The organism is Aquimarina intermedia (assembly GCF_008124785.1).
Taxonomy (GTDB): Bacteria; Bacteroidota; Bacteroidia; order Flavobacteriales; family Flavobacteriaceae; genus Aquimarina; species Aquimarina intermedia.
The window spans coordinates 76,547-101,558 of record NZ_VNHU01000003.1 but is presented as its reverse complement, the minus strand read 5'-3'; the positions used below and the strand labels follow the sequence as shown (position 1 = coordinate 101,558).

Genomic DNA, 25,012 nt, shown 5'->3' with positions numbered 1-25,012 from the left:
ATAATCAAGCATATCAAATATGAGAAAAGAACAACGTCATAAAGGATGGAACGAGATAAAAACAAATGATTCATGGGCTATTTTTAAAATCATGGGAGAATTTGTTAATGGTTTTGAAAAGATGAGTAAAATCGGACCCTGCGTTTCCATTTTCGGTTCTGCCAGAACCAAAACAGATGACAAATATTATAAATTAGCCGTAGATGTCGCAAAAAAAATTGTAGACCATGGTTATGGCGTAATTACCGGTGGTGGCCCGGGAATCATGGAGGCAGGAAACAAAGGAGCACATTTGGGAGGAGGTACCTCTGTTGGACTAAATATAGAGCTACCATTTGAGCAACATGATAATCCATATATTGATAGCGATAAAAGCCTTGACTTTGATTACTTTTTTGTCAGAAAAGTAATGTTTGTCAAGTACTCTCAAGGGTTTGTCGTAATGCCGGGTGGTTTTGGAACCCTGGATGAACTATTCGAAGCTATCACCCTAATTCAAACAAAGAAAATTGCTAAATTTCCGATTATATTGGTGAGCACTGAATTTTGGGGTGGTTTGATGGATTGGGTACAAAGCACCTTGCTGGATCGTTTTACAAATATAAGTCCGGGAGATCTTGATCTAGTGCACGTGGTTGACACTCCTGATGAAGTATTGGATATCCTCAATAAATTCTATGGGGAATACAATTTAAGTCCTAATTTTTAAAGATCTAAAAGATAAAGGGAATCATCCTAGTTCAGATTATGGTTCCCTTTATTTTAAATTCTACCCTCTTAATTACCTTACGCTACTTAATTCGTTAAAAGATTTAAAATCAATAGTATCGAGACAAGTACCTAATCCATAAAACATTGAAAAGCTTAAAACTCATTTCTTGTATATTCCTGTTTGCTCTGTCCTGTCAAATCCAGAGTCAGCACCTAATCACCATGGATGTTGGATTGGATACAGATCAAAAAACACTTTCGATAAAACAAGAAATAACCTATCAAAATACTTCTAATGATACATTGTATCAATTATTATTTCATGACTGGGCAAATAGTTTTTCAAGTAAAACTACTCCTTTAGGTAAGCGTTTCTCAGAGGAGTATTTGAAACGATTTTATTACGCTAAAGACGAAGAAAGAGGACATACGACTATTGAAAGTGTTGTGGAGCACACAAATAAACCTCTGGTATGGCGGCGGTATAAAAATATAGCGGATATTATCGAATTAACACCGAGCGCGCCCATAGCGCCCGGAACATCGTATACTGTAATTTTTCATTATAAAGTAAAAATTCCCAGTGATAAATTTACCCGTTTCGGCTATCATGATAATCAGAACTTTAGCATTCGTTATTGGCATATCATTCCTGCTATGTACACTTCTGACTGGCAAGTATATAGTAATAAGGATATTGATGATTTATACGCACCTTTGATTGATTACACCATAAATTTTACACTACCACAAGCATATCAACTAACTACTTCGCTAAATGAAAATAACATATCATTTAACGAAGCGCAGAATTCCAAAACAGTACTATTGGAAGGACAAAACAGAAACAAAGTAAATTTGTTTATTGAAACCCAAAGTTCCTTCTATACATTTGCTTCCAATGGTGTTCAATTTGTAAGTAATATTGAAGATAATGATTTGATGCCCGAGATGAAATCGGTTGCTATCAATAAAATATTTTCTTACTTAAAAAATAAACTAGGCCCCTATCCATTTAATAAAATTGTGGTTTCTGAGAGTGATTATAAAAGCAATCCTGTATACGGTCTTAATCAACTTCCCGATATTTTACGCCCCTTTCCAGATGGATTTCAATATGAAATAAAACAGCTAAAAACAATTACAGAGGATTATCTCGAGCGTACCCTTGTTATTGATCCCAGACATGATGCCTGGATCAAGGACGCCTTTCATATTTATTTGATGATGGGGTATACGGATCAATATTACCCTGAAATGAAGTTGATTGGTAATCTGAGCAAGGTCATTGGCTTGCGTTGGTTTCACGCCGCTGATTTGGATTTTAACGATCAATATTTTATAGGTTACAAAAATATGATTCGTCTTTTTTTAGATCAATCATTAAACACACCTCAGGACAGTCTGATAAAATTTAATCAAAATATAGCGAATGCCTATAAAGCCGGTATTGGCTTAAAATATTTAGAAGATTACCTGGAAGACGATAATATTGTAGCCAAAAGCATAAAGGAGTTTTATTCAGAGAATGTTTTACAACCTACTACTCCAGAATCATTCAAAAATATACTAACACGCCATTCACAAAAAAACATTGACTGGTTTTTTGACAAATTTGTAGCTACTGATACAAAAATAGATTTTAAAATAAAAGGTGTAAGAAGAGGCAAGGATTCGTTAACCGTAACAGTTGTTGATAAGAGGAACAGCGGAATGCCGGTTTCTCTCATAGCACTGAGAGGCAAAGATTTTGTTTCAAAAACGTGGATAGAAGATATTCAAGGTAAAAAGAAAGTCAAAATAAATAATGATGATATTACCAAGCTCGTATTGGATTATGATCAGAAAATACCGGAAATTAATCAACGTAATAATTATCGTAATCTAAAATGGATATTTAACAAACCAATTCAGTTTCGATTACTGCAGGACTTTGAAGATCCAAAATACAATCAAATCTTTTTTATGCCAGAGTTTGATTTTAATGTATATGATGGTCTCACGATTGGCTCAAAATTTTACAACAAAACTTTTATACGAAAACCTTTCGAATATAAAATAACTCCGACTTTTGGCACAGAATCTAAAACATTATTAGGTTCCGCAGGCTTTTCCTACCGTGATAACGTAGCCGAAGATGGGCTATACGTAATACAATATGGGCTTAGTGGGAATGTATTTAGTTACGCCGAAGATCTATTGTATTATCGACTATCTCCATCAGTCAGTTTTTACTATAGGACTAAGAATAGAAGATCAAATGAGAGACAACGCCTTGCTTTACGAAGCGTTAATGTCTATAGAGACTTAGATAAGAATAACCCGGTTGAGACTCCTAACTATAGCGTTTTCAATGCACGTTACACCTATTCAAACCCTAATCTATTACATCTAACTAACTATTCCTTTGATTATCAATTAGCTCAAAACTTTAGTAAGATATCAGGTACGTTCAACTATCGAAAGATGTTTTTAAACAATCGACAGATAAATGTAAGATTGTTTGCCGGCGCTTTTTTATTCAATGATACAGAAAAAGATGGGAATTTTTTCAGTTTTGCCTTAGATCGTCCTACGGATTACTTATTTGATTATAGCTATTTGGGACGTAGTGAAGAAACTGGGTTGGTAAGCCAACAAATCATTTTGGCAGAAGGCGGATTTAAATCCAAACTAGCATATCAATTTGCCAACCAATGGATGACCACCATAAATGCTGATACGAATATATGGAATTGGATTTTTGTTTATGGAGATGCAGGTTTTGTAAAAAGTAAAAATGTCTCGCCAAAATTTGTTTATGATGCCGGGGTACGATTAAGTCTCGTGGCAGACTATTTTGAACTTTTCTTTCCCATAGTTTCTAATAACGGATGGGAAATTTCTCAACCAAATTATTCAGAGAAAATACGTTTTATTGTTACCTTAAGTCCTCAAACGCTTATAAAACTCTTTACTCGCGAATGGTACTAACCGTTGAAATCAGCGTTCTATCATTTGTGAAATTTTTGAAGATTTGTTAACAAATCTTCAAAAAACATCCATTTTAAGTTTATCTTTCAATAAAAAGCTTGTATCGATAAAGATATGACAAAACATTTAAGAATTTTACACTTGCAGATACCTCTAATTTTAGCTACATTTGCAAACATTAAAACTCGTTCACATGCAGCCTGAAACACTTTCTACATCTAATATTTCATTTGAAGAATATAGAAATCAAATACTTAATGATTATAAAACTGCTTTATTAAGTAGAGAATGTAGTCTTTTAGGTCGTAGAGAGGTACTTACAGGTAAGTCAAAATTTGGAATTTTTGGTGACGGTAAAGAATTACCACAACTCGCCATGGCCAAAGTTTTTAAGAACGGAGATTTTAGATCTGGATATTACCGTGATCAAACTTTTATGATGGCTATTGATGCGTTATCGCCAGAGCAATTTTTTTCTGGATTGTATGCGCATACAGATATTAAAAGAGAGCCATTTGCTGCAGGAAGACAAATGGGTGGACACTTTTCCACACACAGTCTTAACGAAGACGGCAGCTGGAAAAAATTAACTGCACAAAAAAATTCGAGTTCAGATATTTCTCCTACAGCTGGGCAAATGCCTAGACTGCTTGGTTTAGCACAAGCATCAAAAGTTTATCGAACAGAGAAAGACTTGCACGACCATACTGATTTTTCGATTAAAGGAAATGAGGTAGCTTGGGGAACTATAGGAAACGCAAGTACAAGTGAAGGACTGTTTTGGGAAACCATTAATGCGGGAGGCGTATTACAGGTCCCAATGGTAATTAGTGTGTGGGATGATGAGTATGGAATTTCTGTGCATGCAAAACACCAAACTACTAAAGAAAATATTTCTCTTTTACTAGAAGGTTTCAAAAGAGACGAAAAACATGACGGTTACGAAATTATAAAGGTAAAAGGATGGGATTACCCTTCTTTAATCGATGCCTATGAAACTGCTGACCGCTTAGCTCGTGAGAAGCACATTCCTGTTTTAATTCACGTTAAAGAATTAACACAGCCACAAGGACATTCAACATCCGGCTCTCATGAGCGTTACAAAGATGAAGCGCGATTGGAATGGGAACGTGAGCATGATTGTCTTAAAAAATTTAAGGAATGGATAATCGATCACAACATCGCTACAGATGAGGAATTGATTGCCATCGATAAAGATGCGAAAAAGCAAGTACGTCAAAGCAAAACGAACGCTTGGAAAGAATATTTGACTGAGATTGTTGACGAGCAGCAAGAAGCTATTGCACTTCTAAGAACTGTAGAAGCTAAAAGCGAGAATAAAAATTTTATCACGCCTCTGGTAAATAAATTAGCAGAAAAAGATGAGCCGATCCGTAAAGATATCTTAGAAGCTACCCGTAAAACCCTTCGTTACTTGACGAAAGAGAATTTTACCGAAAAAGCTACACTACAACAATGGGTCACAAATTACATTGAAAAAATTCAACCAAAGTATAGTAAGCATCTTTATAACGAAACTGAAACCGGAGTTACGCAAATAGAAGAAGTTGCACCGGTATATGACGAAAATTCGAAGGAGGTAGATGCAAGGGTTATACTGAGAGATAATTTTGATAATATTTTTGACACGATCCCAGAAGCTTTAATTTTTGGAGAAGACAGTGGGAAAATCGGTGATGTGAATCAAGGTTTAGAGGGACTTCAAGATAAATTTGGTGAAACGCGCGTTTCTGATGCAGGTATACGAGAAGCCACTATCTTAGGACAAGGAATTGGTATGGCGATGAGAGGATTAAGGCCCATAGCTGAGATCCAATACTTAGACTATATTTTATACTGTATACAAGGGTTGAGTGATGATCTTGCTACCTTACGTTATCGTACGTTTGGAACCCAAAAGGCTCCTTTAATTGTTAGAACACGAGGACATCGCCTAGAAGGGATCTGGCACTCTGGTTCACAAATGGGAGGCATGATACATTTACTGAGAGGAATCCACTTATTAGTTCCCCGTAATATGACTAAAGCTGCAGGGTTTTATAACACCTTGTTAGCAAGCGACGAACCAGCAATTGTGGTAGAATGTCTTAATGGTTATCGTCTAAAAGAAAAGATGCCTGCCAACCTATCTGATATCAGAACACCGATCGGAGTTGTTGAAACCATTAAGCAAGGTACTGATATCACACTGGTTTCGTATGGATCAACATTGCGACTTGTAGAACAAGCAGCAAAAGAACTATTAAGTACAGGAATCAATGCTGAAATTATTGACATTCAATCCCTGTTACCTTTTGATTTAACACATGATATTGCAAAAAGTATTGCTAAGACAAATCGCCTTTTAATTATAGATGAAGATGTACCAGGTGGTGCTTCTGGTTACATATTGCACAAGCTTATTGATGACCAAAATATTTATAAAAACTTAGATAGTAAGCCACAAACATTAAGCGCTAAACCACACCGACCTGCGTTTGGTACAGATGGTGACTATTTTAGTAAACCATCAGCAGAAGACATTTTTGAAAAGGTATATGATATCATGCATGAAGTAAATCCATCACAATATCCACAATTAAGATAAAATCAGATTATAAATTTATTTATAATCCTCAATAGCTAATCGTTCTCCGTTTTGGTAAGAAATTACAAAAATATTCTTACTAAAACCGGAGGCTATTAATATCTTTCTAAAATCCTGTGCCGCTTCCAAACTAGGAAAAATCCCCAGACTCAATTTATTGTAAGAGGGATCTTTATAACTTAATCCGTTAATATGATCTGCTGAAAACTCTGTATGATCTTCAGGTATAAACGCTGCAATTTGAACAGAGTACACCACACCTTTACTAATTAGCTCTCTACTCTCATAAAGATCAGATTCATACGATGAATTCTTTAAATTTACCTTTTGGTATAAAGTTGACTTATCAATGCTAGTGATATTCGTCGAATCTTTCATTTTTACTGAAGAACCATCTGAAATGAAATCGATGCGTGAATTGGTGACATCAACATATAGATAATAACCAAACAAAAGTAAGGTGGTCATTAATAACGTAGAGCTCGCCATTTTCCATTTCCGTTTAGAAACCGAAGTTTTTTGTAACGTCTCTGTTTTTTTATCTAAAAGCTGTTCTAAGGTTTTTTGTTTTTTTTCTGCTTGCTCAATTTGATCGTGAAGAGAGAGCAAGTCTTCTTCTTTAATAATAGGCATAAGAATGTTGGGGTTTAGGTTTTACGTTTAATTTTTACGGCATATCTTGTTTTTTAATAGCATATACAATACCGTTACTGACCGTTAGGATCATCACCGGATTATCTTTTATAATCTCCTGAAAGGCTCTTATAGAAAAACCATTTTTACTCTGATTCATCATGTTAACTCGCACATTTTCAGATAATTCTAAAATAACAGTGTTCAATTCAGGATTATGAATATAGTAATTTTTAAATAAAAAGAACAATGTATCGTTATTTTTATCAATTTCATACTCTGCCTCCTCCATTTCAGTTGCTTTTAAAACCGCCTTCTTTCCTTCATAAAATTCAATAAAATCAACTTCTATAAAATTCACATTATTTCTTTGTCTCACATTTTTGACATAAGCATACTTTCGATCGTATCTTATGTCTTCCTCGATTAAGTCGAGAATCGCAACGTTTTCTTCTTCCGTTAGAATAGAGTCATCACTGCTATAAGTGGTGTTATTCTCGTTGGTATTTGGAATACTAGTATTTTGCTCCTTTTCCGAAACTTTATCTTTTAGCTTTTCAACCACTTCTTTCAGCGAATCATTTTGCCATTGTAAGACCTGTAAATCATCACTTTTATCGCTTTCCAAAAAAAGAGTTTCACTTACAAAAAGATAGGTGACCGCTGATAACAACAGTAAAATAAAAAACACGGTAAGAAAAAAACGGTGCCGTCTAGCTTTTTTAAGGTTTTTAGCAATCGATGAGAATTCTCTTTCAAAATTTTGAAGTTTGACAGTAGCCTTCTCAAGCCTATAATTGATTCCTAATAATTCCTCTTCTTTCTTTTCCATCGAATACTGCGTTAAATAAGAGATACACTATTCAAATTCTTCACTAGCTTATAGTTAAAACAGACCATTAGCGATATCTATTGACACTAATGATCTGTTTTTAGTATGTTATGGTATCCATTTAATATTCCTAAAGTCTGGTTTACGCTTCTCTAAGAAAGCATTTCTTCCTTCTTTCGCTTCGTCTGTCATGTAAGCAAGACGTGTCGCTTCACCGGCAAAAACTTGCTGACCTACCATACCATCATCTGTAGCGTTGAAAGCAAATTTTAGCATTTTGATGGATGTTGGAGATTTAGCTAAAATTTCCTGAGCCCATTCAAACGCAGTATGTTCCAATTCATCATGAGGAATTGCTGCGTTTACCATTCCCATTTCAAAAGCCTCTTGAGCAGAATAATTTCTTCCTAAAAAGAAAATCTCTCTTGCACGTTTCTGTCCAACCATTTTTGCCAAATATGCTGATCCATACCCGCCATCAAAACTTGTAACATCCGCATCTGTTTGCTTAAATATTGCATGCTCTTTACTAGCCAACGTAAGGTCACAGACCGTATGTAAACTATGACCACCCCCTACTGCCCAACCAGGCACAACAGCGATCACAACTTTTGGCATAAACCGAATTAAACGTTGAACTTCTAAAATATTAAGACGCGGCATACCATCGTCATCTACATATCCTTGGTGACCGCGAGCGTTTTGATCTCCGCCACTACAGAATGAATATACCCCATCTTTTGAGGAAGGCCCTTCGGCTGATAGCAGAACTACCCCAATCGAGGTATCTTCCCTTGCATTTAACAAGGCTTCAAAAAGCTCCCCAACTGTTTTTGGTCTAAAGGCATTTCTCACATCGGGGCGATTGAAAGCTATCCTAGCTACCCCTTCAAATTTTTTATACGTTATATCTTGATATTCTTTAACTGTTTTCCAATCTATAGTATTCATTATAATTCATTTTATATTCAAAAATAAGCTTTTAAATCGGAGTAATCTCAATGATTTTTAAGATCTATAGCTATGAAATTATGTAGTAGTAGGGTCTACATTTTTTATCTCGATACCATTATCTTATCTTAGCCTCATGAAACTAGTAAGTTTAGTTATTCTATGTATTATAAGTTCCCTGTCATATGCTCAGGAAACTATTAATTATAGTATAGAATGGGAAATAGAGACACCTTCTCTTTCGATACTAAACTCTGCTATTGAATCCTCGATATTTGAATTACTTGAGGTTAATCTTGATGAGGATCTTAGAAGACAAGAATTACAAAAAGGCAGGTCGATCCTTTTAGTTGAAAAACGACCCGCACCCGTGAGAAAATATAATTTTTCGATCGCTACAAAACCTAAACCATCTTCTCTCAAAGTTACAGGTAGTGGATCAACTCTTAATGATGTGAATTCTGCTAACATCAAAAATTCTGCTTATCAGGACATGTCCAGATACAGTCGTATCTATTACGCACGGCCTAATGTTTTCTATTACAGACAATAAATGCTTTAGACTAAATTAGCAATAAAAACTTCCTGTATAAATTATTCTTTTTCGAGGAGTCGGATACCGTCCTTTTCAATACTAATTTCTCTAGCTTTATATAAGCTGCCAATGGCTTTTTTGAAACTCTTTTTACTCATTTGAAAAACTTGCTGGATAGCGTCAGGATTTGATTTATCATTCAAATCAATAAATCCTCCGCTTCGCTCAAGTTCTTCCAGAATTTGTTGAGCATTTGGCTCAATACCCCGATAGCCATGTTTTTGAAGCACTAAATCTATTTTACCATCCGGTCTTACTTTCTTAACGAATCCTTTAAGCACATCTCCCACGGTTATTTTTTGAAAAATTTCGTCGGTATACACTAAGCCTAAATGTTTTTGATTAACAATCATGTTCCAGCCAATAGGGGAAGGATGGCTCGCAATAAGGTCTACTTCTTCAAATGGCGAAAGCAACACCAGACTATTATCAAGGAATCGATTGGTTTTACTAGAACCGGTCAATCGATTTGATTCTTTATCGAGATACAAATAAATCAGGTACCAACTACCTGCTCTCATCTGTGTAGCCTGTTCTTTGAAAGGCACGAATAACTCTTTATCCGGGCCCCAATCTATAAAAGCTCCAATATCAGATACACTGGTACATTTTAGATAGGCAAAGGAATTTAAGGTAATAAAAGGCTCTTGAGTTGTTGCTATTACGCGCTCTTCATTATCTAAGTATACAAAAACACGTAACTTATCACCAATCTCAAAATTTTCGGGCACATATTTATTTGGTACTAAGACTTCATTCCCCTCATCATCACCTAAGTATATTCCCGGGCTTCGTTCTCTTAATATCTCTAAAGTATTATATGTTCCTAAATTTAACATGCTATAAAAAGTTTGTGCAAAGATACTTCTTTATAGCTGCTATGAAATATATTTAATAAAAAAAGGTGACCCGTTTGAGCCACCTTTTTAACATCTATAAATGATATACTTTTATTTGTAGATCGCTTCTTTACCAAAATGCTTTGTAAGCATATAGTAGATCACGGCTCTATACTTATTTCTGTTTGATTTACCGTATTTTTCAATAACTGCATTAATAGCTTCATCTAACTTTGGCCCATCAGATAAACCTAATTTCTTCATTAAGAAATTTTTCTTAACAGTTTCTAATTCCTTTGCATCACTTCCTGATACTGTAGCAGCATCACTGTTGTAAATTGAAGGTCCACAACCGATAGTAACTTTGGTAAGAAGATCCATATCAGGATTCTCGCCAATTTTCTCTTTAATATCTGCCGCGTATTTTGTAATTAATTCGTCTCTTTTGCTCATAAGGGTAATTACTTTATAATTAGTTAATTGATTATACTACCAAATATAGTATAAATCTCTACGAATTGAACAAAAAGTCAAAACATTTACTACAAAAAATTAGACCAAATGCTTAAAATAATCGATTAAAACCTCATCATTAACTAATCTAGGCGTAAAAACCTCCAATAACTTAGGTTGATCAGATGATTTATAGAAAGAATTCAAAACCTTGTTCGTATCGGATAATGATTTTGCCTGATGGTACTCAATACCATACATCTTGCACAAATGATCAGCACTTAAACTATGAGTCGTTTCAAAATAGGTATTAAAATTATAATCATCTGACTTACCGGGTAAAATTCTAAAAATACCTCCTCCTGCGTTATTAATCACGATAATCCTGAAACTATTTGGCAAATAATCATTCCAAAGTGCATTACTATCATAAAAAAAACTCAAATCTCCTGTAATAAGCGTCGTCGGAAGCTCAGATGCTATTGCTGCTCCGATAGCCGTTGATGTACTCCCATCAATACCACTGGTTCCTCGGTTACAAAATACTTGTAACCCGGGAGAGAGTGTAAAAAGTTGTGCATAGCGAATGGTAGAACTATTACTTAGTTGTAACTGTTGAATTTTTGGCATGTTACTTATCAAAACTTCAAACACTCTTAAATCGCTAAACGGAATATCTAGCAGGTATTTTTTATGCTGTTCTCTGCGAAGATCACGAACGGCGAGCCATTGCTCTTTATACTTCGAAGTTACCATTTTTGTTAAAGACAATACTTCTGATAAAAATGCCTCTGGATTCATTTTAACGTGATAATCCAAACAAAAATACGTATCAAAAGCCTTCTTCACATCGATGTGCCAGTGAGTACCCGGCGAAAAATTACGTAAGAACGCTTTAATCCTTTTAGACACCACCATACCTCCGATAGTCACGAGAATATCAGGTTGTAAGTCCAAAAATTCCTCTGGATTAAGTGAGGTTATTAATTGATCGATGCTATCTATATGCGTATGATGGTAAATATTAGAAGTAGTTTCTGTCAACACAAGTACAGAAGGGTCCTTTGCCAACAAATCAAAATATTTACTGTCAATGGAATCCGGCGTATTTGTTCCGATCAAAATAAGCTTTTTTTCAGCGTTGTTCCATTGCTCAATAATATCATCCTGAGCAAAATCTTGTAAGGAATACGTATGATTCTCTATAGGTAAAACCTGAGGATTCACCGTAGAGGCCTTAATTTTATCGTACAGCGGTTCATAAAATGGAACATTGATATGCACCGGACCCTGTTGTTCAATTGAAGTATTAAGGGCTAAATTAATCTCACGCTCATTATGCTTTTGAGCCTCTTTTTGTTTCTGTAGAATTCGTTTGTCAGTAATTTGTTCGGCTGCAATAAGCTCTGAATATAAATTGGCTGAATATAAAATATGATTTTCAAAGACATTTCTTTGACGAATGGTTTGACCATCACCTATGTCTATACGTTCTATAGGGCGATCTGCACTTAAAACAACTAACGGAATATCGCTATAATATGCCTCTGCAATCGCAGGATAATAATTAAGTAATGCACTGCCTGAAGTGCAAACAAGCGCTACAGGTTGCTGAAGTTGTTGCGCTAATCCTAACGCAAAGAAAGCCGCACAACGCTCATCAACTATACTATAACATTGTAATCCGGGATGTTCACTAAAACCGATTGTTAACGGAGCGTTACGTGATCCTGGTGATATGACTATATGATGAATCCCTTTTATATCACAAAGATGTACGATCGTTTGCGATAAGGGAATTTTGGAATATAAACGTTCATTCACACGTTTAAAATTTTAGTATTATCGACCCACACCCAACTAAGTTTTGAAATGAGACCCATTTTTTTATTTACTCTTACTTCCTGTAAAATTACAATATTCAGTCCATGCTATCCTAGAAAATAAAGGAATATTTACCACAAAACTTTTTTCATTGTTTGTGTTTTTCTTACCGTTTCTTCCCATTCTTTTTCGGGAACTGAATCTTTTGTGATTCCTCCTCCTACATAGATTTTCACTTCTTCATCAAAAATTTGCATACATCTTAAATTCACGTACAGATCTGCATCAATCTTTGATGTATCATCTTTTACAATCTCACCCAAATAACCAGTATAAAAAGCGCGATTATAACTTTCATGTTTTTTTATAAACTGCAAAGCTGTTGCCTTGGGCAAACCACAAACTGCCGGCGTGGGATGTAGTTTTTGCACAATCTCTTGTAAGGTGATGAGCTTAAAATCTATTTCGGCGTTTATATCAGATCTCAAATGGACTAGATTTCCGGCGCGATGTGTATAGGGTTCAGAGATTTTTAAATGATCTCCCAAAGGCTCCAAAGCTTCGCGAATATAGTCAGTAACTAGTTGTTGTTCTTTTTTTTCCTTTGGATCCCAATCTACTCGCTTTGTTTTCGTATACAGCTGAGTCGCAGCCAAGGCCATTGTCGAAAGCTTATTTTTATTAATTGACAGTAAGGTTTCCGGAGTAGCTCCCATCCACAGACCCACTTTGGGATGAAACCATATATAAACAAAGGCAGTAGGATAAAAATGTAATAATTTATCAAAAACCTTGATCCAATCTTTTTTGTCCACAGTCAGGCATTCTTCTCTTGAAAGCACTACCTTATCAAAAAGACCTTCTTTTATTTTTTGAATACCTTGAGCAACAAGTGCGATATGTTTATCTGAAGTAGGGTCTATTGATTTACTTTTAATCTGATCATATCCCTCAGTATCCCTCGAGATAATTCGCTCGGATTCCTTGATAGATTTTGATAGTGGAAAAAGTATAGATTTTTGTTGGGTATCAAAAGGAGCCATTACAAAACCCTGATCGGTTAGATCCTCTGTATAGTTTAAGCTATTATCAGTTTGATAATAACTCTCCAGAATTTCACTATCAGGTCTTCGAAATAAAACGAAAGGTTTGACCTCGTTGATTTGTTTGTGAGCTCGACTATATAAGGAAGGAGACTTCAATTTATTTCTTTTTTGGTAAGGCTATGGTAGTTAATTTAACTACAGATATTAGTTGATTCTCTTCGTCAGTAATTTTGATGTCCCAAAGCTGCGTTGTTCTACCCTTGTGCACAATTACAGCTTTTGCATACACAAAACCTTCTCGTATACTTTTGACGTGATTTGCTGAAATTTCAATACCGCGAATGTAAAAGTCTTTTGAATTTAAAAAAATATAGGTAGCCGCACTACCCACACTCTCAGCTAAAGCTACCATAGCTCCTCCGTGCAAAACACCATCAGGCTGATGAACTTTTGGAGTAACGGGCATTTTTGCTATTAAAAAACTTTCACTCACATCGCAAAATGTGATATCCAAAGTTTCCATCAGCGTATCTTTACACATCGTATTGCATTGTGTAAGTATGTTATCTTTATCCAGCATTCTCTCTATTTTTAACAAAAATATGGATTATGAAGTGATTTAGTAGCGAGGGCTCTAAATAATCCTGAATTCTATAATAATATTTTGATACTATCCATATAAATCTATTTGCGCATATCTAATAATTCACAGAAAGTAAAAAGAAAATCTTAAATGAGTTTCAAATCCAATAAAATCCAAATATATTGTGACCCTTATTGGTGAATAAATATAACCTTATGAGTAAAAAACAAGTCGACTATACTTCTATTAATACCTACGACACCTTAAATACAATATCCACCACTACAAAAAATATCTGGATCGTTTTTCATGGGATTGGATATTTGAGTAAGTATTTTATTCGCTTTTTTGAGGATCTGGATAAAAATGAGAACTATATTATTGCTCCGCAAGCTCCATCAAAATATTATAAAGATGACGGGTACCGTCGCGTAGGCTCCAGTTGGTTGACTAAAGAAAATACTGAGACAGAAATCGAAAATGTATTACGTTATATTGACGCAGTGATACTGTCTGAAAATTTACCCAACGATGTTCAGCTCATTATGCTTGGATATTCTCAAGGTGTAAGTATTGCAAGTAGATATATTGCCCGTCGTAAATTCAAATGTGATCATTTGATTCTAATCTCAGGTGCTTTTCCAAAAGAGCTTAGCAATAAAGATTTTGAGTTTTTGCCTGAATCAACCAAAATCAGCCATATCGTTGGTGAGAACGATCCATATTTTGAAAAAGACAATGTTATTGCCGAGAAGGAAAGAGTTGTTGACATATTACCACAAATCAATTTTTACACGCATTCCGGAGGGCATGAATTAGATCTCGATTCTGTTAGAAATGCATGTAACTCCCTAGCGGATTAATTATAAAAAAAATCATCTCGTTGGAGATGATTTTTTTTATTCTATATTATCGGCATGGTATCTTATGCATGTTGTTCATCATGCTTTCCTTCATGTACTTCTTCTACCAGCTTGCGATTGAAAGCATCAAGATCCTCTGGTGAGCGGCTTGTTACAAATCCGTGATCTACTACCACTTCTTCATCTACCCAATTTGCTCCCGCATTTATTAGATCTTTCTTCACTGACGGAAAGGAGGTCATTTTTCTTCCTTTAACAACTTCGGCTTCAATTAACACTTGTGGTCCGTGGCAGATAGATGCAACAGGTTTTTCTTGTTTAAAAAAATCTTTTACGAAATTAACCGCTTTTTCTTCTCTTCTTAATTTATCCGGATTAATAACACCTCCAGGTACAACCAAAGCATTGTAATCTGATGCAGAAACCTCATCTAATGTATAGTTCACATCAAATTCTCCTCCCCAGTTACCATCTTTCCAACTTTTGATTTTTCCACTTTCCAAGCTTACAATATCGGCTTGCCATCCTTCCTTCTCTAATGCACTTTTAGGACTTGTTAATTCAACTTCTTCAAATCCGTTTGTTGCTAGAATTGCAATTCTCTTTGCCATAATATTTTCTTTTTTAATTATACATTTTATTTGATATAAAATTAAAAAGATCAATCCCGTAACTGTAATAAAGGAATAATAAACTTGAACTGAAAATTGTTATAAATTCTTTAAAAACAGCACTCTTGTGTTAATTGGGCTGGATGCCAATTCTTACTCTTTATTATCAATAAAATCGGCATGTTTATTGGGCTGTATATTTTCTCCGTAGGACTTTGCATACTGAACCGTTAACTCAGCTCCAAAGAATAAAATTAGACAGGTATAATATACCCAAAGTAAAATCAAAACAACCGAGGAGGCTCCTCCGTATACAGAGGCAGGGTTTGCATTCCCAAAATAAAGACCTATAAGATACTCTCCTATTAAAAACAAAAACGTTGTTATACCGGCTCCCAGGAAAGTTATCTTCCATCGTATTACAATATCGGGTAATAGTCTAAAGATAGACGCAAACAATAAAGTTATAAACACAAATGAGAAGACAAAGTCCAAAAGATCTACAGCTATAGCGGTCATATCGGGATAATAGCGTTCAACATATTCACTAAACGCACTCAGCATGGCAGATATGGTCAGTGAGGTCAGCAGCATCATTCCTATGACCAATACCATTCCGAATGATATTGCACGATCTTTTATAGTTCTTAGAAAAGTTTGCTGTTTTGCTTTCACACCCCAGATGGTATTCATAGCATGTTTTAGTTGAAAAAAAGCTCCCGTAGCACCAAATAATAAGGCGCCAAAACCAAATATAACAGTAAAGGTACTACTCTCATTGAGCGCGGCACTTTTAACCATCCCCTCCACCGCTTTAGCACTTCCTTCACCAATAAAACCGGCTATTTGATTTGTTATTCTGCCTTGCACCGCCTCTTTACCAAAGAAATATCCCGCGATACTTACAACTATCATTAATAAAGACGGAAGGGAAAAAAGTGTATAATACGCGATTATAGCACTTCTGGCAAAGGGTTGATTTTTATCCCAACTGAGATAGGTGTATTTTAATAAACGTCCTATATGTCTAAGGAGTTTAATCATAAATATCTTTCATTTATTACTTCAAAATGATGCTGTTGATGTCCTGGTACAATATATCCAACTGCTCTAGCACTCATTGGACTCTGACTCGCCTCTCCGATACGAGCACTCATATCCGGCGTTAATCGTTTGAAGAGTGAGATCGTACTTTCTCTAACCGCTAAAAAGTCCGCTAACATTTCTTTCTTTGTTGTTTTATTTGCATTAGCATACGGTACATATTCATCCTGATTAAATCCGGGTAATGCGCTTTTATCATTGCGAGCAAAACAAAGGGCACGGTAGCTAAATATGCGTTCAGTATCGATGAGATGCTGCATCACCTCCGCTATAGTCCATTTACTATCAGCATAGGAAAACAACCATTTGTCCTCTGGCAAATTAGTTACAAAAGACGCAAACTCTTCCTTACTATGTTGCAAACCTAAAACAATATCATCGTGCTTCGCTTTCTTTATATAGTTTAGGTAATAAGGATTATATTCATTCTGGGCTAGTTCGGTAATCATAGGTTTATTTTAATAAGATGAGAAATTTAATACATCTAATATATTATAAATAACGTTTAACACAGCTTTATCATATATACAAAAAAGCAAAAACCCTCTATACTAATAAAAGTACAGAGGGTTTTATAGTATTCTTGAATAAGTTACATATCCTGAAAGATTGAATGCATAAGCCTTTTCTTATCATTAATACTTTCCTCTAATGAAATCATGGTCTCTGTACGATACACTCCATCAATATCATCAAGTTTAAAGATGATTTCCTTAGCATGGTTTGTGTCTTTTGCTCTCACCTTACAGAAGATGTTAAATTTACCTGTAGTGATATGCGCAACGGTCACATAAGGAATCTCAGCAATACGTTCTAACACAAACTTGGTTTGTGAAGTATTTTGTAAATATATTCCAACATATGCGATAAAAGCATACCCTAATTTAGTATAATCCAATGTCAAAGAAGAACCCTCTATGATTCCAGCCTCTTCCATTTTTTTTACTCGTACATGCACTGTACCTGCAGAAATCAACAATTTTTTTGCGATATCTGTAAAAGGAGTACGTGTATTTTCAATTAACATATCCAGTATTTGATGATCTACTTCATCTAATTTAAACTTTGCCATAGTATATTTAATAATTTCCCGGTTATTTACATTGCAAAAATAACAGAAAAATACCGTATAAAAGTATATAAATTTACATTTTTACCGATTATACTGAGAATAATTCAGTGTTTAGATAAAATTTTAACATCTCAACCTCTGGAACTACCTCTACTACATCGTTATAGTGACGTATTGCTCGTTTTGCTCCTTTAATCTCTCGATGTCCATAAAAATTACTTAGATCTCCCACTGCGGCAATCTTTGGAACAAATATTATAGTAGTATCCGATAGTTTTTCGGTAAACTGCAACGCGATATCTTTAATTTGTCCCTTTAAAGAGACTTCGCGAATTATAATATCGTAAAAGCGCTTCTCGTTTTCAGGAATAGCCAGATACTCCTTATGATCATTAGCAGTAAAGGTGTTTGAGGAAATAGCTGTTAACCCTTTAACTAAGGCATAAAAGATAAAACTACGCGTCTTTTCTCTATCATAATCCTCCTTATAATGTCCCGCTTCAAAGAGAATAGTCGGAATACCTTCATGCTCCAGGGTATCCCCGATGCAATTTATATTAAAACTATCATCATAACGACCTATTTGGTTCGGAATGAGTTGTTGTAATAACTCATTCATAGCCGAAATCACTTGCATTGACTGAACCCTACTCTTGGTTATGGATCGTTCTGCATCGCCGGCGGGAGATAGGAAAGAGACTACTGCGGAATGATTATTAGGTCCAGCACTAAAAATTGTACGCTGATCATGAAGGTTAAATGCAAAATCAGGCTTAACTGTGTCAATAATCGAACGTAAAACTAAGCTTTCTTTTTGTGTACGTTCCTGCGCATCTCTGTTAAGATCTACTTGATTTGCATTAACTCTAGTATAAGCATCAGCGCCATCCGGATTAAGCATTGGAATGATATAAAGCGTACAATTACTTAAAATAGATTGCGTGACTTCACATGACGCATCCATCAACATAGTAACTAAATCAAATACGGCCTTAGTGGTCGTACTTTCATTTCCATGCATTTGAGACCACATCAAAATTTTACGTTTTCCAACTCCGAATTTAAGTAAGTGAATAGGCGTTTCGGACTCAGAATACCCAACAACATCGTGAGGAATTTTTAAGAACTGCAATTGTTCCGCTACGGTTTGAGAAGGTAAATATCTACCAAATACAGTTTGGTTTTGATATTGTATCCAAAGATTTTTAAGCTCAGTTATATTCATAAAAGTTAAAATGCAAAACTACTATTGTTACAAATAGATTCCTAATAAAGCAATTTATTATAAGGTTTACAACTGTAAAAATGAACCGTGTTTACATTTGGAACAGATGATGTTTTACAAATGTGTACAGAATATTAGCAGGTTAATGTTTACCGGAGTAAACATATGCTTTTACAGTTTAATAAATTAACAGAAACATTCAAATAATTAATAATAATTCATTAATTATCAGTATTTTAGTTGACTTTACCTAAAGCTGTTATTAAATAGTATTTAGTTCTTGTTACAATTGTAAATTGCATATGTTGCATAGAATGTTTACATTTGTATAATCAAATAATCCTCTATAGATTTTACAATGGTAAACAGTGAAAAGTTTGGAAAAAGAATACAACGAATTATGGATCATTACCAGGTTTCTGCTTCTGCCTTTGCAGATGCTATGGGTGTTGGTCGATCATCCATATCTCATATTCTCTCGGGAAGAAATAAACCGAGTTTAGATTTTGTAATGAAAATCACTGAGGCATATCCTGAAGCTCAATTACGGTGGTTATTATATGGAGAAGGTAGTTTTCCAAATTCTAAAAAAGAAGAATTAGCTCCTGCTCCCTCTTCTAATAATAAGATAGAAAAGCCAATTCCTGAAGAGAAGCAGCACGTAGAAAATGAGACTGATTTATTTACTCAAAATGAAACAGCCCTCAATCAAAAAGAAACCATTGAACAAAATGATAAGATACCTCCAATAGCGACCACAGCATCACCTAATTTTAAAACATCAGATAAAAAACAAATAGAACGAATTGTGATTTTTTATAGCGATGGTTCTTTTAGCGCCTATGAAAATTAAAAAAAACTTTTAGCGCTTAAGTTATATTATTTCTCCAAATACAATTATTTTCGTTGGCATATATTAGCTGTCTTTATTTATGAAACCTGTTTATTTTATTTGGTTGGCATTACTGATCGCAACAGGGTGTTTTGAACAAAAACGTGATTGCGAAAATTTTCATGTTGGAACATTTGAATTTGAAACCTATCTCAATGGCGAATTGGCAAAAACTACATTTGTTCGTAATGATTCAATTGAAATAGATTCTTTTCTTGGAAAACAAGACACTTCTTCGATTCGTTGGATTAATGCGTGCGAATACATTGTTAAAAAAATCCACCCAAAAAACAGAGCCGAAGAAAAAGCTATTCATATGAAAATATTAACCACTACCTCCAATACCTATACTTTTGAATATGGACTTGTAGGCTCAAGTGAAAAACAAAAAGGAACCGCCAAAAAAATTAACTAATGTTTGAAATCTTCTATTCTGCAGACGCATGGGTTGCGTTACTAACTTTAACTTTTTTAGAAATCGTTTTAGGAATTGACAATATAATTTTTATTTCTTTAGCTTCAAGTAAGCTTCCGGAAGCACAACAAAAAAAAGCAACCAATATTGGTTTGTTTCTGGCAATGTTAATGAGAATAGTTTTGCTGTTTGGAATTTCATTATTAGTTGCAATGGAGGCACCATTCTGGCATATTAATCTCCCATGGGTTGAAGCAGGTATTAGTGGACAATCCATAATTTTATTTGGCGGTGGAATTTTCTTGCTCTATAAAAGTGTTCATGAGATTCACCAAAAAGTTGATGAGAAGGGTGAAGAAGAAAAGGATATTCAGGCCAAAAGCTCTTCCACCTTATCAAATGCTATTGTTCAAATTACTTTGATCAATGTAGTCTTTTCATTTGATTCTATTCTTACAGCAGTGGGAATGACAAATGGTTTGAGTGATAATCCCAATGATGCTTTAATAATAATGGTAATAGCCGTCGTGATTTCTGTTTTAATTATGATGATATTTGCTACCCCAGTAGGACGTTTTGTTAACAAGCATCCATCCGTTCAAATCCTTGGATTATCCTTTTTGATCTTGATAGGTTTTATGTTGATTGCCGAAGCAGCCCACCTTGCACATTTGGAAATTTTTGAATCTACTGTAGGCACTATACCTAAGGGATATTTATATTTTACAATCGCATTCTCTTTATTTATTGAGTTTCTAAATTTTAAACTCCGTAAAAAAAATAAGGCAGAACGGGTATCCAAATAAATTAATTTTATTCATTTAGAAATCTTACGAGTCCTGTGTCGTGATTTTTCAATAACAAACTATAGTTGACACATCAAATAGTATGAATATTCTGAAAGAATTAGACAAGCGAAGTAATTCTCAATGCGAACTTTGTGCGGAAAAGGAAAATTTAGCTGCATATCCGGTACAACCTACCAACGGAGATAATTTAGATGAAACCATTCTAATTTGCGCAACCTGTAGTTCGCAAATTGAAGATCCAGCCCTCATCAATCCAAACCACTGGCGTTGTCTTAATGATAGTATGTGGAGCGAGGTACCTGCTGTACAAGTGATGGCTTGGAGAATGCTAACCTTACTGCGTGCCGAGGGATGGCCCCAGGATTTGCTAGATATGCTCTATCTAGACGAAGAAACTTTGACTTGGGCCAAAGCAACCGGTATTGGCAATGATGATGATAATTCTCTCGTACATCTGGATGCAAATGGTGCTGTGTTAACCGCCGGAGATACGGTCGTTTTGATCAAAGATTTAAATGTTAAAGGAGCTAATTTTACTGCTAAAAGAGGAACGGCCGTACGCAACATATCCCTGGTTCACGATAATGCTGAGCAGATAGAAGGTCGCGTGAGTGGTCAGCACATAGTTATCTTGACAAAATTCGTTAAAAAGAATAATTAAGCGACCTTAAAAAGTAGCATATCAATAATTATTTCTAAAATTTATATCAATATACTGTTAATAGGGATCATTTAGTTTAGCTTAAAATGTAATTTTAACAAAATAACTAAAAAACCAATATTATGATTAAGATCCTAGGCTTTATTCTTACTATAGGAGGTGCGATTGCATTAGTGATTGGCATTCTGGGTGCGTTTGGAAGTATCAGTTTGGGCTTAAGCCCTTGGGCATTACTAATTCTTGGAATTATTTTCTTTTTCTCCGGAATTGGATTGCTGAAATATAGAAAAGACACGGACACAGTACAATCCGAGAACTGACAAATTTGAACAATAGTATATCTTTTGAGGAGCTGATTTTTTAGCTCCTTTTTACATTAAAGCTTATTTTAGAGACGGTTAGAATCTTAATTTTTTAAAGTTTCGCAGAAAAATTTATTATTTTAAGAAATATTGACTTACCTTTTGTTACCCCTTACGAGATGGAAGAAATAACAAAATCTCGACGCATGCTACTCTTAAATTTAATTAGATATGATTGAGTACGATAGACTTTTAGCATTAGAGGAATATCAAATATTGGATACCTTACCTGAACAGGAATATGACGATATCGTAGAGCTTGCCTCTGCATTATTTGACACCCAAATTTCATTAATTACACTGCTCGATTCTGAACGACAGTGGTTTAAAGCGAAACATGGACTCCCAAAGGATCAAACAAAACGAGAATATGCATTTTGCCATTATGCCATTCAGAATCCTGATGATGTGATGGTTGTAAACGATACCTTGTTAGATCCTCGGTTTGTTTCTAATCCGCTAGTTACAGACGACCCCAACATGCGTTTTTATGCCGGTGCTCCTTTAATAACTTCTAATAAATGTGCTTTGGGAACGCTATGTGTTATCGACACTGTTCCTAGAACGTTTAGTGATGAAAAAAAACGTATGCTAAAAATTTTGGCGAGTAAGGTCATGAAATTATTAGAGTTAAGAAAGGAGAATGTAAAGCAACATAAAGCCCTCAAATTTGCAAACGAACGCTTTGAAACTACGCTTTCAAGACTGCTTGAAGCTCAGGAAACGGCAAAAATTGGAAGTTGGGATTGGAATCTGCAGGACGATCAATTGTATTGGTCTCCGCAGTTATTCAGGTTATTTGAAATGAAAAGTCCTACGTCAAATAAAATATCAATGGATAAATGGCAATCCTATGTACATCCCGAAGATTTAAATAAGGTGCATGAGTTTTTGATAAACTTGCTTCAAAAGAAATCACATCATACAGTAGAATACAGAATTATAAAGCAGGATGGTACGGATCTTTGGATGTTGGGACAAGGAGCATCTGATATAGATGATACGGGAAAAGTAATCAGAGTTTATGGAACCGGTCAGGATATTACAACTAAGAAGCGTGCCGAATTCGAACGCACTTTGTATTTAAAAACACTTAAGGACATGTTATTTAGTTTATCTCATAAAATAAGGGGGCCATTAACCTCTTGTATAGGACTTCTTAATATTCTTGAAAAAGAGCATCTTGTCGAAAAAGACGTGAAACGATTTGCTGCATTTTTCAAAGTTTCAACACTCGAAATGGATGAGTATGTACGCGAATTAATCACCTTTATTCACACCAATCAGCTTAAAATAAATAATGTCCCTACTCATCAATCTTAGCTTTTAGCCCTACCCCTTACCAATTCTAGCATCCACATAACCAAAAACAATATTTATAAAAACAACCAGCAGCGTTAACAAAAGAAGCTCACTATACATTTCCGTTCCAGCCAAACAGCCTGCAGCTGCACTACACCATATCGTAGCTGCGGTCGTTAAACCTTTTATTTTATCTCCTTTCTGTACAATTACACCAGCTCCCAAAAAACCGATACCTACGACTACCTGACCCAAAACACGTGTTACGTCCACGCCATCCTCATATCTGAATTGTAACGAAGTGCTTACAAAGACCGCTGCTCCTATAGCAACCAACATATTCGTTTTTAATCCCGCACTCTTTCCTTTATACTCTCGCTCCAGTCCAATTAAAAGACCTGCAAAAAGGGCTACAATAACCTTGGTTCCAAATAAAAGTGTATCAGTATCTAAAAATTCCATTCCTTATTTTAGTTTTTTAAAGAATACTTGTATCAATTAACATTGACACGAGCATTTTAAGCTCCTACTACTTCACCTCCATTGACATGAATAAATTGTCCTGTAATATAGCTACTGTCCTCACTTGCCAAGAAAACGTACGCCGGTCCTACCTCACTTGGCTGTCCAGCTCTTCCTAACGGAGTATCCTGACCAAAATCCTCAATATCATCAAAGGTTGCGGGTATTAAAGGTGTCCAAATAGGTCCCGGAGCGACCCCATTTACTCGTATATCTTTTTCTGCTAGCATTTTACTCAATGATCTGGTAAAAGTTACTATTGCACCTTTTGTGGACGAATAATCTAACAAATGTTCACTACCTCTATACGCGGTAACCGAACTGGTATTAATAATCACATCTCCTTTGCTTAAATGAGGTAAACCTGCCTGAACTATATTAAAGTAAGGATAGATGTTAGTTTCAAAAGTTTTCTTAAAATCCGTAAACTCTATAGCTTCAACTTTACCTTTAGGAAACTGAACAGCTGCATTATTTACGATAATATTAAGTTTACCAAATGTAGCGATAGAGTTGTCAATAACTTCCTTGCAAAAAGATGCTTGTTTCAGGTCACCGGAAATAATAAGGCATCTTCTACCCTCTTTTTCAACCAATTGCTTAGTTTGCAAGGCATCTTTATCTTCAGCTAAGTATACAATAGCTACATCGGCACCTTCTCTTGCATAATGCACTGCGATACTTCGTCCAATACCACTATCTCCTCCTGTTATGAGTGCTACCTTATCCTCAAGTTTGTTACTCCCTTTATAATTGGATCGTATAATCTCAGGTTGCGGTTTCATCTTAGATTCCTGTCCCGGTAATGTCTGAGATTGTGTCGGAAATTTTTCTGGTTTTGCCATTTCGTGATCATTTTTTAGAAAACTAAAATTATCAAGAATATGATATAACTAAATGTTAAGCGATGATAAGACTTTGCAAAAATTAGTCTTCCCGGAAACAATTCTATAATAAGACAATAATTCTACCAAATACTCTTACGTAACGATATTGGTATCTTAACCCCTTTTTTCCAGAAAACGTTTTTATAAGGCCTCTTTTGAAGTGTATGCTTACGACATAAAGAAGTGCTCAAGTGGTATAATAACAGTTTTCTTGCTTATAAAGGATATAGTAAACCTCT

General features: G+C 35.1%; 26 protein-coding genes. 11 read left to right on the top strand and 15 right to left on the bottom strand.

Annotated features, from left to right (window positions below; translation table 11 throughout):
- Nucleotides 1-19: 19 nt before the first annotated feature.
- The 3 genes from BD809_RS05835 (at nt 20) to BD809_RS05825 (ending at nt 6,292) form a co-directional block, all read left to right on the top strand.
- Nucleotides 20-709, top strand: coding sequence for an LOG family protein (locus tag BD809_RS05835; protein WP_148782031.1), 690 nt, complete (start codon nt 20-22; stop codon nt 707-709).
- 146 nt (nt 710-855) lie between these two features.
- Nucleotides 856-3,684 (top strand): metalloprotease, encoded by a 2,829-nt coding sequence (locus BD809_RS05830; protein ID WP_246131442.1) that lies wholly within the window; start codon nt 856-858, stop codon nt 3,682-3,684.
- A 193-nt stretch (nt 3,685-3,877) separates the two neighbouring features.
- The gene (locus BD809_RS05825; RefSeq protein WP_148782030.1) at nt 3,878-6,292 is read left to right on the top strand and encodes an alpha-ketoacid dehydrogenase subunit alpha/beta; all 2,415 of its coding nucleotides are present in this window, start codon (nt 3,878-3,880) and stop codon (nt 6,290-6,292) included.
- 15 nt (nt 6,293-6,307) lie between these two features.
- Here BD809_RS05825 and BD809_RS05820 read toward each other — a convergent pair whose 3' ends face one another.
- The 3 genes from BD809_RS05820 to BD809_RS05810 form a co-directional block, all read right to left on the bottom strand.
- Nucleotides 6,308-6,925, bottom strand: coding sequence for a hypothetical protein (locus BD809_RS05820; RefSeq protein WP_148782029.1), 618 nt, complete (start codon nt 6,923-6,925; stop codon nt 6,308-6,310).
- Between the two features lie 34 nt (nt 6,926-6,959).
- Nucleotides 6,960-7,757: a hypothetical protein gene (locus BD809_RS05815; RefSeq protein ID WP_148782028.1), complete on the bottom strand. Its 798-nt coding sequence runs from the start codon at nt 7,755-7,757 to the stop codon at nt 6,960-6,962.
- Between the two features lie 108 nt (nt 7,758-7,865).
- Nucleotides 7,866-8,708, bottom strand: a complete 843-nt coding sequence (locus BD809_RS05810; protein ID WP_148782027.1) for a 1,4-dihydroxy-2-naphthoyl-CoA synthase — start codon at nt 8,706-8,708, stop codon at nt 7,866-7,868.
- 136 nt (nt 8,709-8,844) lie between these two features.
- Between BD809_RS05810 and BD809_RS05805 the strand changes: the two genes are divergently transcribed.
- A complete protein-coding gene (locus BD809_RS05805; RefSeq protein WP_148782026.1) occupies nt 8,845-9,261 on the top strand; it encodes a hypothetical protein in 417 nt (138 codons plus the stop codon).
- A gap of 41 nt (nt 9,262-9,302) precedes the next feature.
- On the opposite strand, the gene BD809_RS05800 is transcribed toward BD809_RS05805, so the two are convergent.
- The 5 genes from BD809_RS05800 to BD809_RS05780 all read right to left on the bottom strand — a co-directional run bounded on the left by BD809_RS05800 (nt 9,303) and on the right by BD809_RS05780 (nt 14,045).
- Nucleotides 9,303-10,142: a CvfB family protein gene (locus BD809_RS05800; RefSeq protein ID WP_148782025.1), complete on the bottom strand. Its 840-nt coding sequence runs from the start codon at nt 10,140-10,142 to the stop codon at nt 9,303-9,305.
- 111 nt (nt 10,143-10,253) lie between these two features.
- Nucleotides 10,254-10,595 (bottom strand): DUF2853 family protein, encoded by a 342-nt coding sequence (locus tag BD809_RS05795; protein ID WP_148782024.1) that lies wholly within the window; start codon nt 10,593-10,595, stop codon nt 10,254-10,256.
- 99 nt (nt 10,596-10,694) lie between these two features.
- A complete protein-coding gene (gene menD, locus BD809_RS05790) occupies nt 10,695-12,419 on the bottom strand; it encodes a 2-succinyl-5-enolpyruvyl-6-hydroxy-3-cyclohexene-1-carboxylic-acid synthase (RefSeq protein ID WP_148782023.1) in 1,725 nt (574 codons plus the stop codon).
- A 131-nt stretch (nt 12,420-12,550) separates the two neighbouring features.
- The gene (locus BD809_RS05785; protein WP_148782022.1) at nt 12,551-13,621 is read right to left on the bottom strand and encodes an isochorismate synthase; all 1,071 of its coding nucleotides are present in this window, start codon (nt 13,619-13,621) and stop codon (nt 12,551-12,553) included.
- A gap of 1 nt (nt 13,622) precedes the next feature.
- Nucleotides 13,623-14,045, bottom strand: a complete 423-nt coding sequence (locus BD809_RS05780) for a PaaI family thioesterase (protein WP_148782021.1) — start codon at nt 14,043-14,045, stop codon at nt 13,623-13,625.
- A 218-nt stretch (nt 14,046-14,263) separates the two neighbouring features.
- On the opposite strand from BD809_RS05780, the gene BD809_RS05775 reads away from it, so the two are divergent.
- Nucleotides 14,264-14,911: an alpha/beta hydrolase gene (locus tag BD809_RS05775; protein WP_148782020.1), complete on the top strand. Its 648-nt coding sequence runs from the start codon at nt 14,264-14,266 to the stop codon at nt 14,909-14,911.
- A gap of 62 nt (nt 14,912-14,973) precedes the next feature.
- Here the strand turns inward: BD809_RS05775 and BD809_RS05770 are convergent, their stop codons facing one another.
- The 5 genes from BD809_RS05770 to BD809_RS05750 form a co-directional block, all read right to left on the bottom strand.
- Nucleotides 14,974-15,522 carry a type 1 glutamine amidotransferase domain-containing protein gene (locus BD809_RS05770; protein ID WP_148782019.1) on the bottom strand — a complete coding sequence of 183 codons (549 nt, stop codon included), beginning with the start codon at nt 15,520-15,522 and terminating at the stop codon, nt 14,974-14,976.
- Between the two features lie 153 nt (nt 15,523-15,675).
- The gene (locus BD809_RS05765; protein WP_148782018.1) at nt 15,676-16,566 is read right to left on the bottom strand and encodes a YihY/virulence factor BrkB family protein; all 891 of its coding nucleotides are present in this window, start codon (nt 16,564-16,566) and stop codon (nt 15,676-15,678) included.
- A complete protein-coding gene (locus BD809_RS05760) occupies nt 16,563-17,075 on the bottom strand; it encodes a DinB family protein (protein ID WP_148782017.1) in 513 nt (170 codons plus the stop codon). The genes BD809_RS05765 and BD809_RS05760 overlap by 4 nt, the downstream gene beginning before the upstream one ends.
- A gap of 143 nt (nt 17,076-17,218) precedes the next feature.
- Complete coding sequence (locus BD809_RS05755) at nt 17,219-17,698, bottom strand: Lrp/AsnC family transcriptional regulator (protein WP_148782016.1); 480 nt, start codon at nt 17,696-17,698, stop codon at nt 17,219-17,221.
- A gap of 88 nt (nt 17,699-17,786) precedes the next feature.
- The gene (locus BD809_RS05750; RefSeq protein ID WP_148782015.1) at nt 17,787-18,923 is read right to left on the bottom strand and encodes a M14 family zinc carboxypeptidase; all 1,137 of its coding nucleotides are present in this window, start codon (nt 18,921-18,923) and stop codon (nt 17,787-17,789) included.
- A 358-nt stretch (nt 18,924-19,281) separates the two neighbouring features.
- Here BD809_RS05750 and BD809_RS05745 point away from each other — a divergent pair, with 358 nt between their 5' ends.
- From BD809_RS05745 to BD809_RS05720, 6 genes are all read left to right on the top strand, one after another.
- Nucleotides 19,282-19,776: a helix-turn-helix domain-containing protein gene (locus BD809_RS05745; protein WP_148782014.1), complete on the top strand. Its 495-nt coding sequence runs from the start codon at nt 19,282-19,284 to the stop codon at nt 19,774-19,776.
- Between the two features lie 79 nt (nt 19,777-19,855).
- Nucleotides 19,856-20,230, top strand: coding sequence for a DNA topoisomerase IV (locus BD809_RS05740; RefSeq protein WP_148782013.1), 375 nt, complete (start codon nt 19,856-19,858; stop codon nt 20,228-20,230).
- The gene (locus BD809_RS05735; protein ID WP_148782012.1) at nt 20,230-21,036 is read left to right on the top strand and encodes a TerC family protein; all 807 of its coding nucleotides are present in this window, start codon (nt 20,230-20,232) and stop codon (nt 21,034-21,036) included. The genes BD809_RS05740 and BD809_RS05735 overlap by 1 nt, the downstream gene beginning before the upstream one ends.
- 82 nt (nt 21,037-21,118) lie before the next feature.
- Entirely contained in the window at nt 21,119-21,700 is a 582-nt protein-coding gene (locus BD809_RS05730) for a PhnA domain-containing protein (protein ID WP_148782011.1), read from the top strand.
- 122 nt (nt 21,701-21,822) lie between these two features.
- Entirely contained in the window at nt 21,823-22,020 is a 198-nt protein-coding gene (locus BD809_RS05725) for a hypothetical protein (RefSeq protein ID WP_148782010.1), read from the top strand.
- A 213-nt stretch (nt 22,021-22,233) separates the two neighbouring features.
- Nucleotides 22,234-23,385: a PAS domain-containing protein gene (locus tag BD809_RS05720; RefSeq protein ID WP_148782009.1), complete on the top strand. Its 1,152-nt coding sequence runs from the start codon at nt 22,234-22,236 to the stop codon at nt 23,383-23,385.
- A gap of 9 nt (nt 23,386-23,394) precedes the next feature.
- On the opposite strand, the gene BD809_RS05715 is transcribed toward BD809_RS05720, so the two are convergent.
- Nucleotides 23,395-23,826, bottom strand: coding sequence for an MgtC/SapB family protein (locus BD809_RS05715; RefSeq protein WP_148782008.1), 432 nt, complete (start codon nt 23,824-23,826; stop codon nt 23,395-23,397).
- Nucleotides 23,827-23,882: 56 nt separating this feature from the next.
- Nucleotides 23,883-24,731: an SDR family oxidoreductase gene (locus tag BD809_RS05710; RefSeq protein WP_148782007.1), complete on the bottom strand. Its 849-nt coding sequence runs from the start codon at nt 24,729-24,731 to the stop codon at nt 23,883-23,885.
- Between the last annotated feature and the right edge of the window lie 281 nt (nt 24,732-25,012).

What these genes read in the sequence shown, in the direction of transcription:
- BD809_RS05730 (WP_148782011.1), top strand. Translation starts at nt 21,119, where the DNA reads ATGAATATTCTGAAAGAATTAGACAAGCGAAGTAATTCTCAATGCGAA.
- BD809_RS05770 (WP_148782019.1), bottom strand. Translation starts at nt 15,522, where the DNA reads ATGGCAAAGAGAATTGCAATTCTAGCAACAAACGGATTTGAAGAAGTT.
- BD809_RS05825 (WP_148782030.1), top strand. Translation starts at nt 3,878, where the DNA reads ATGCAGCCTGAAACACTTTCTACATCTAATATTTCATTTGAAGAATAT.
- BD809_RS05805 (WP_148782026.1), top strand. Translation starts at nt 8,845, where the DNA reads ATGAAACTAGTAAGTTTAGTTATTCTATGTATTATAAGTTCCCTGTCA.
- BD809_RS05750 (WP_148782015.1), bottom strand. Translation starts at nt 18,923, where the DNA reads ATGAATATAACTGAGCTTAAAAATCTTTGGATACAATATCAAAACCAA.
- BD809_RS05715 (WP_148782008.1), bottom strand. Translation starts at nt 23,826, where the DNA reads ATGGAATTTTTAGATACTGATACACTTTTATTTGGAACCAAGGTTATT.
- BD809_RS05800 (WP_148782025.1), bottom strand. Translation starts at nt 10,142, where the DNA reads ATGTTAAATTTAGGAACATATAATACTTTAGAGATATTAAGAGAACGA.
- BD809_RS05835 (WP_148782031.1), top strand. Translation starts at nt 20, where the DNA reads ATGAGAAAAGAACAACGTCATAAAGGATGGAACGAGATAAAAACAAAT.
- BD809_RS05810 (WP_148782027.1), bottom strand. Translation starts at nt 8,708, where the DNA reads ATGAATACTATAGATTGGAAAACAGTTAAAGAATATCAAGATATAACG.
- BD809_RS05760 (WP_148782017.1), bottom strand. Translation starts at nt 17,075, where the DNA reads ATGATTACCGAACTAGCCCAGAATGAATATAATCCTTATTACCTAAAC.
- BD809_RS05755 (WP_148782016.1), bottom strand. Translation starts at nt 17,698, where the DNA reads ATGGCAAAGTTTAAATTAGATGAAGTAGATCATCAAATACTGGATATG.
- BD809_RS05775 (WP_148782020.1), top strand. Translation starts at nt 14,264, where the DNA reads ATGAGTAAAAAACAAGTCGACTATACTTCTATTAATACCTACGACACC.
- BD809_RS05735 (WP_148782012.1), top strand. Translation starts at nt 20,230, where the DNA reads ATGTTTGAAATCTTCTATTCTGCAGACGCATGGGTTGCGTTACTAACT.
- BD809_RS05740 (WP_148782013.1), top strand. Translation starts at nt 19,856, where the DNA reads ATGAAACCTGTTTATTTTATTTGGTTGGCATTACTGATCGCAACAGGG.
- BD809_RS05815 (WP_148782028.1), bottom strand. Translation starts at nt 7,757, where the DNA reads ATGGAAAAGAAAGAAGAGGAATTATTAGGAATCAATTATAGGCTTGAG.
- BD809_RS05720 (WP_148782009.1), top strand. Translation starts at nt 22,234, where the DNA reads ATGATTGAGTACGATAGACTTTTAGCATTAGAGGAATATCAAATATTG.
- BD809_RS05725 (WP_148782010.1), top strand. Translation starts at nt 21,823, where the DNA reads ATGATTAAGATCCTAGGCTTTATTCTTACTATAGGAGGTGCGATTGCA.
- BD809_RS05710 (WP_148782007.1), bottom strand. Translation starts at nt 24,731, where the DNA reads ATGGCAAAACCAGAAAAATTTCCGACACAATCTCAGACATTACCGGGA.
- BD809_RS05765 (WP_148782018.1), bottom strand. Translation starts at nt 16,566, where the DNA reads ATGATTAAACTCCTTAGACATATAGGACGTTTATTAAAATACACCTAT.
- BD809_RS05820 (WP_148782029.1), bottom strand. Translation starts at nt 6,925, where the DNA reads ATGCCTATTATTAAAGAAGAAGACTTGCTCTCTCTTCACGATCAAATT.
- BD809_RS05795 (WP_148782024.1), bottom strand. Translation starts at nt 10,595, where the DNA reads ATGAGCAAAAGAGACGAATTAATTACAAAATACGCGGCAGATATTAAA.
- BD809_RS05780 (WP_148782021.1), bottom strand. Translation starts at nt 14,045, where the DNA reads ATGCTGGATAAAGATAACATACTTACACAATGCAATACGATGTGTAAA.
- BD809_RS05745 (WP_148782014.1), top strand. Translation starts at nt 19,282, where the DNA reads ATGGTAAACAGTGAAAAGTTTGGAAAAAGAATACAACGAATTATGGAT.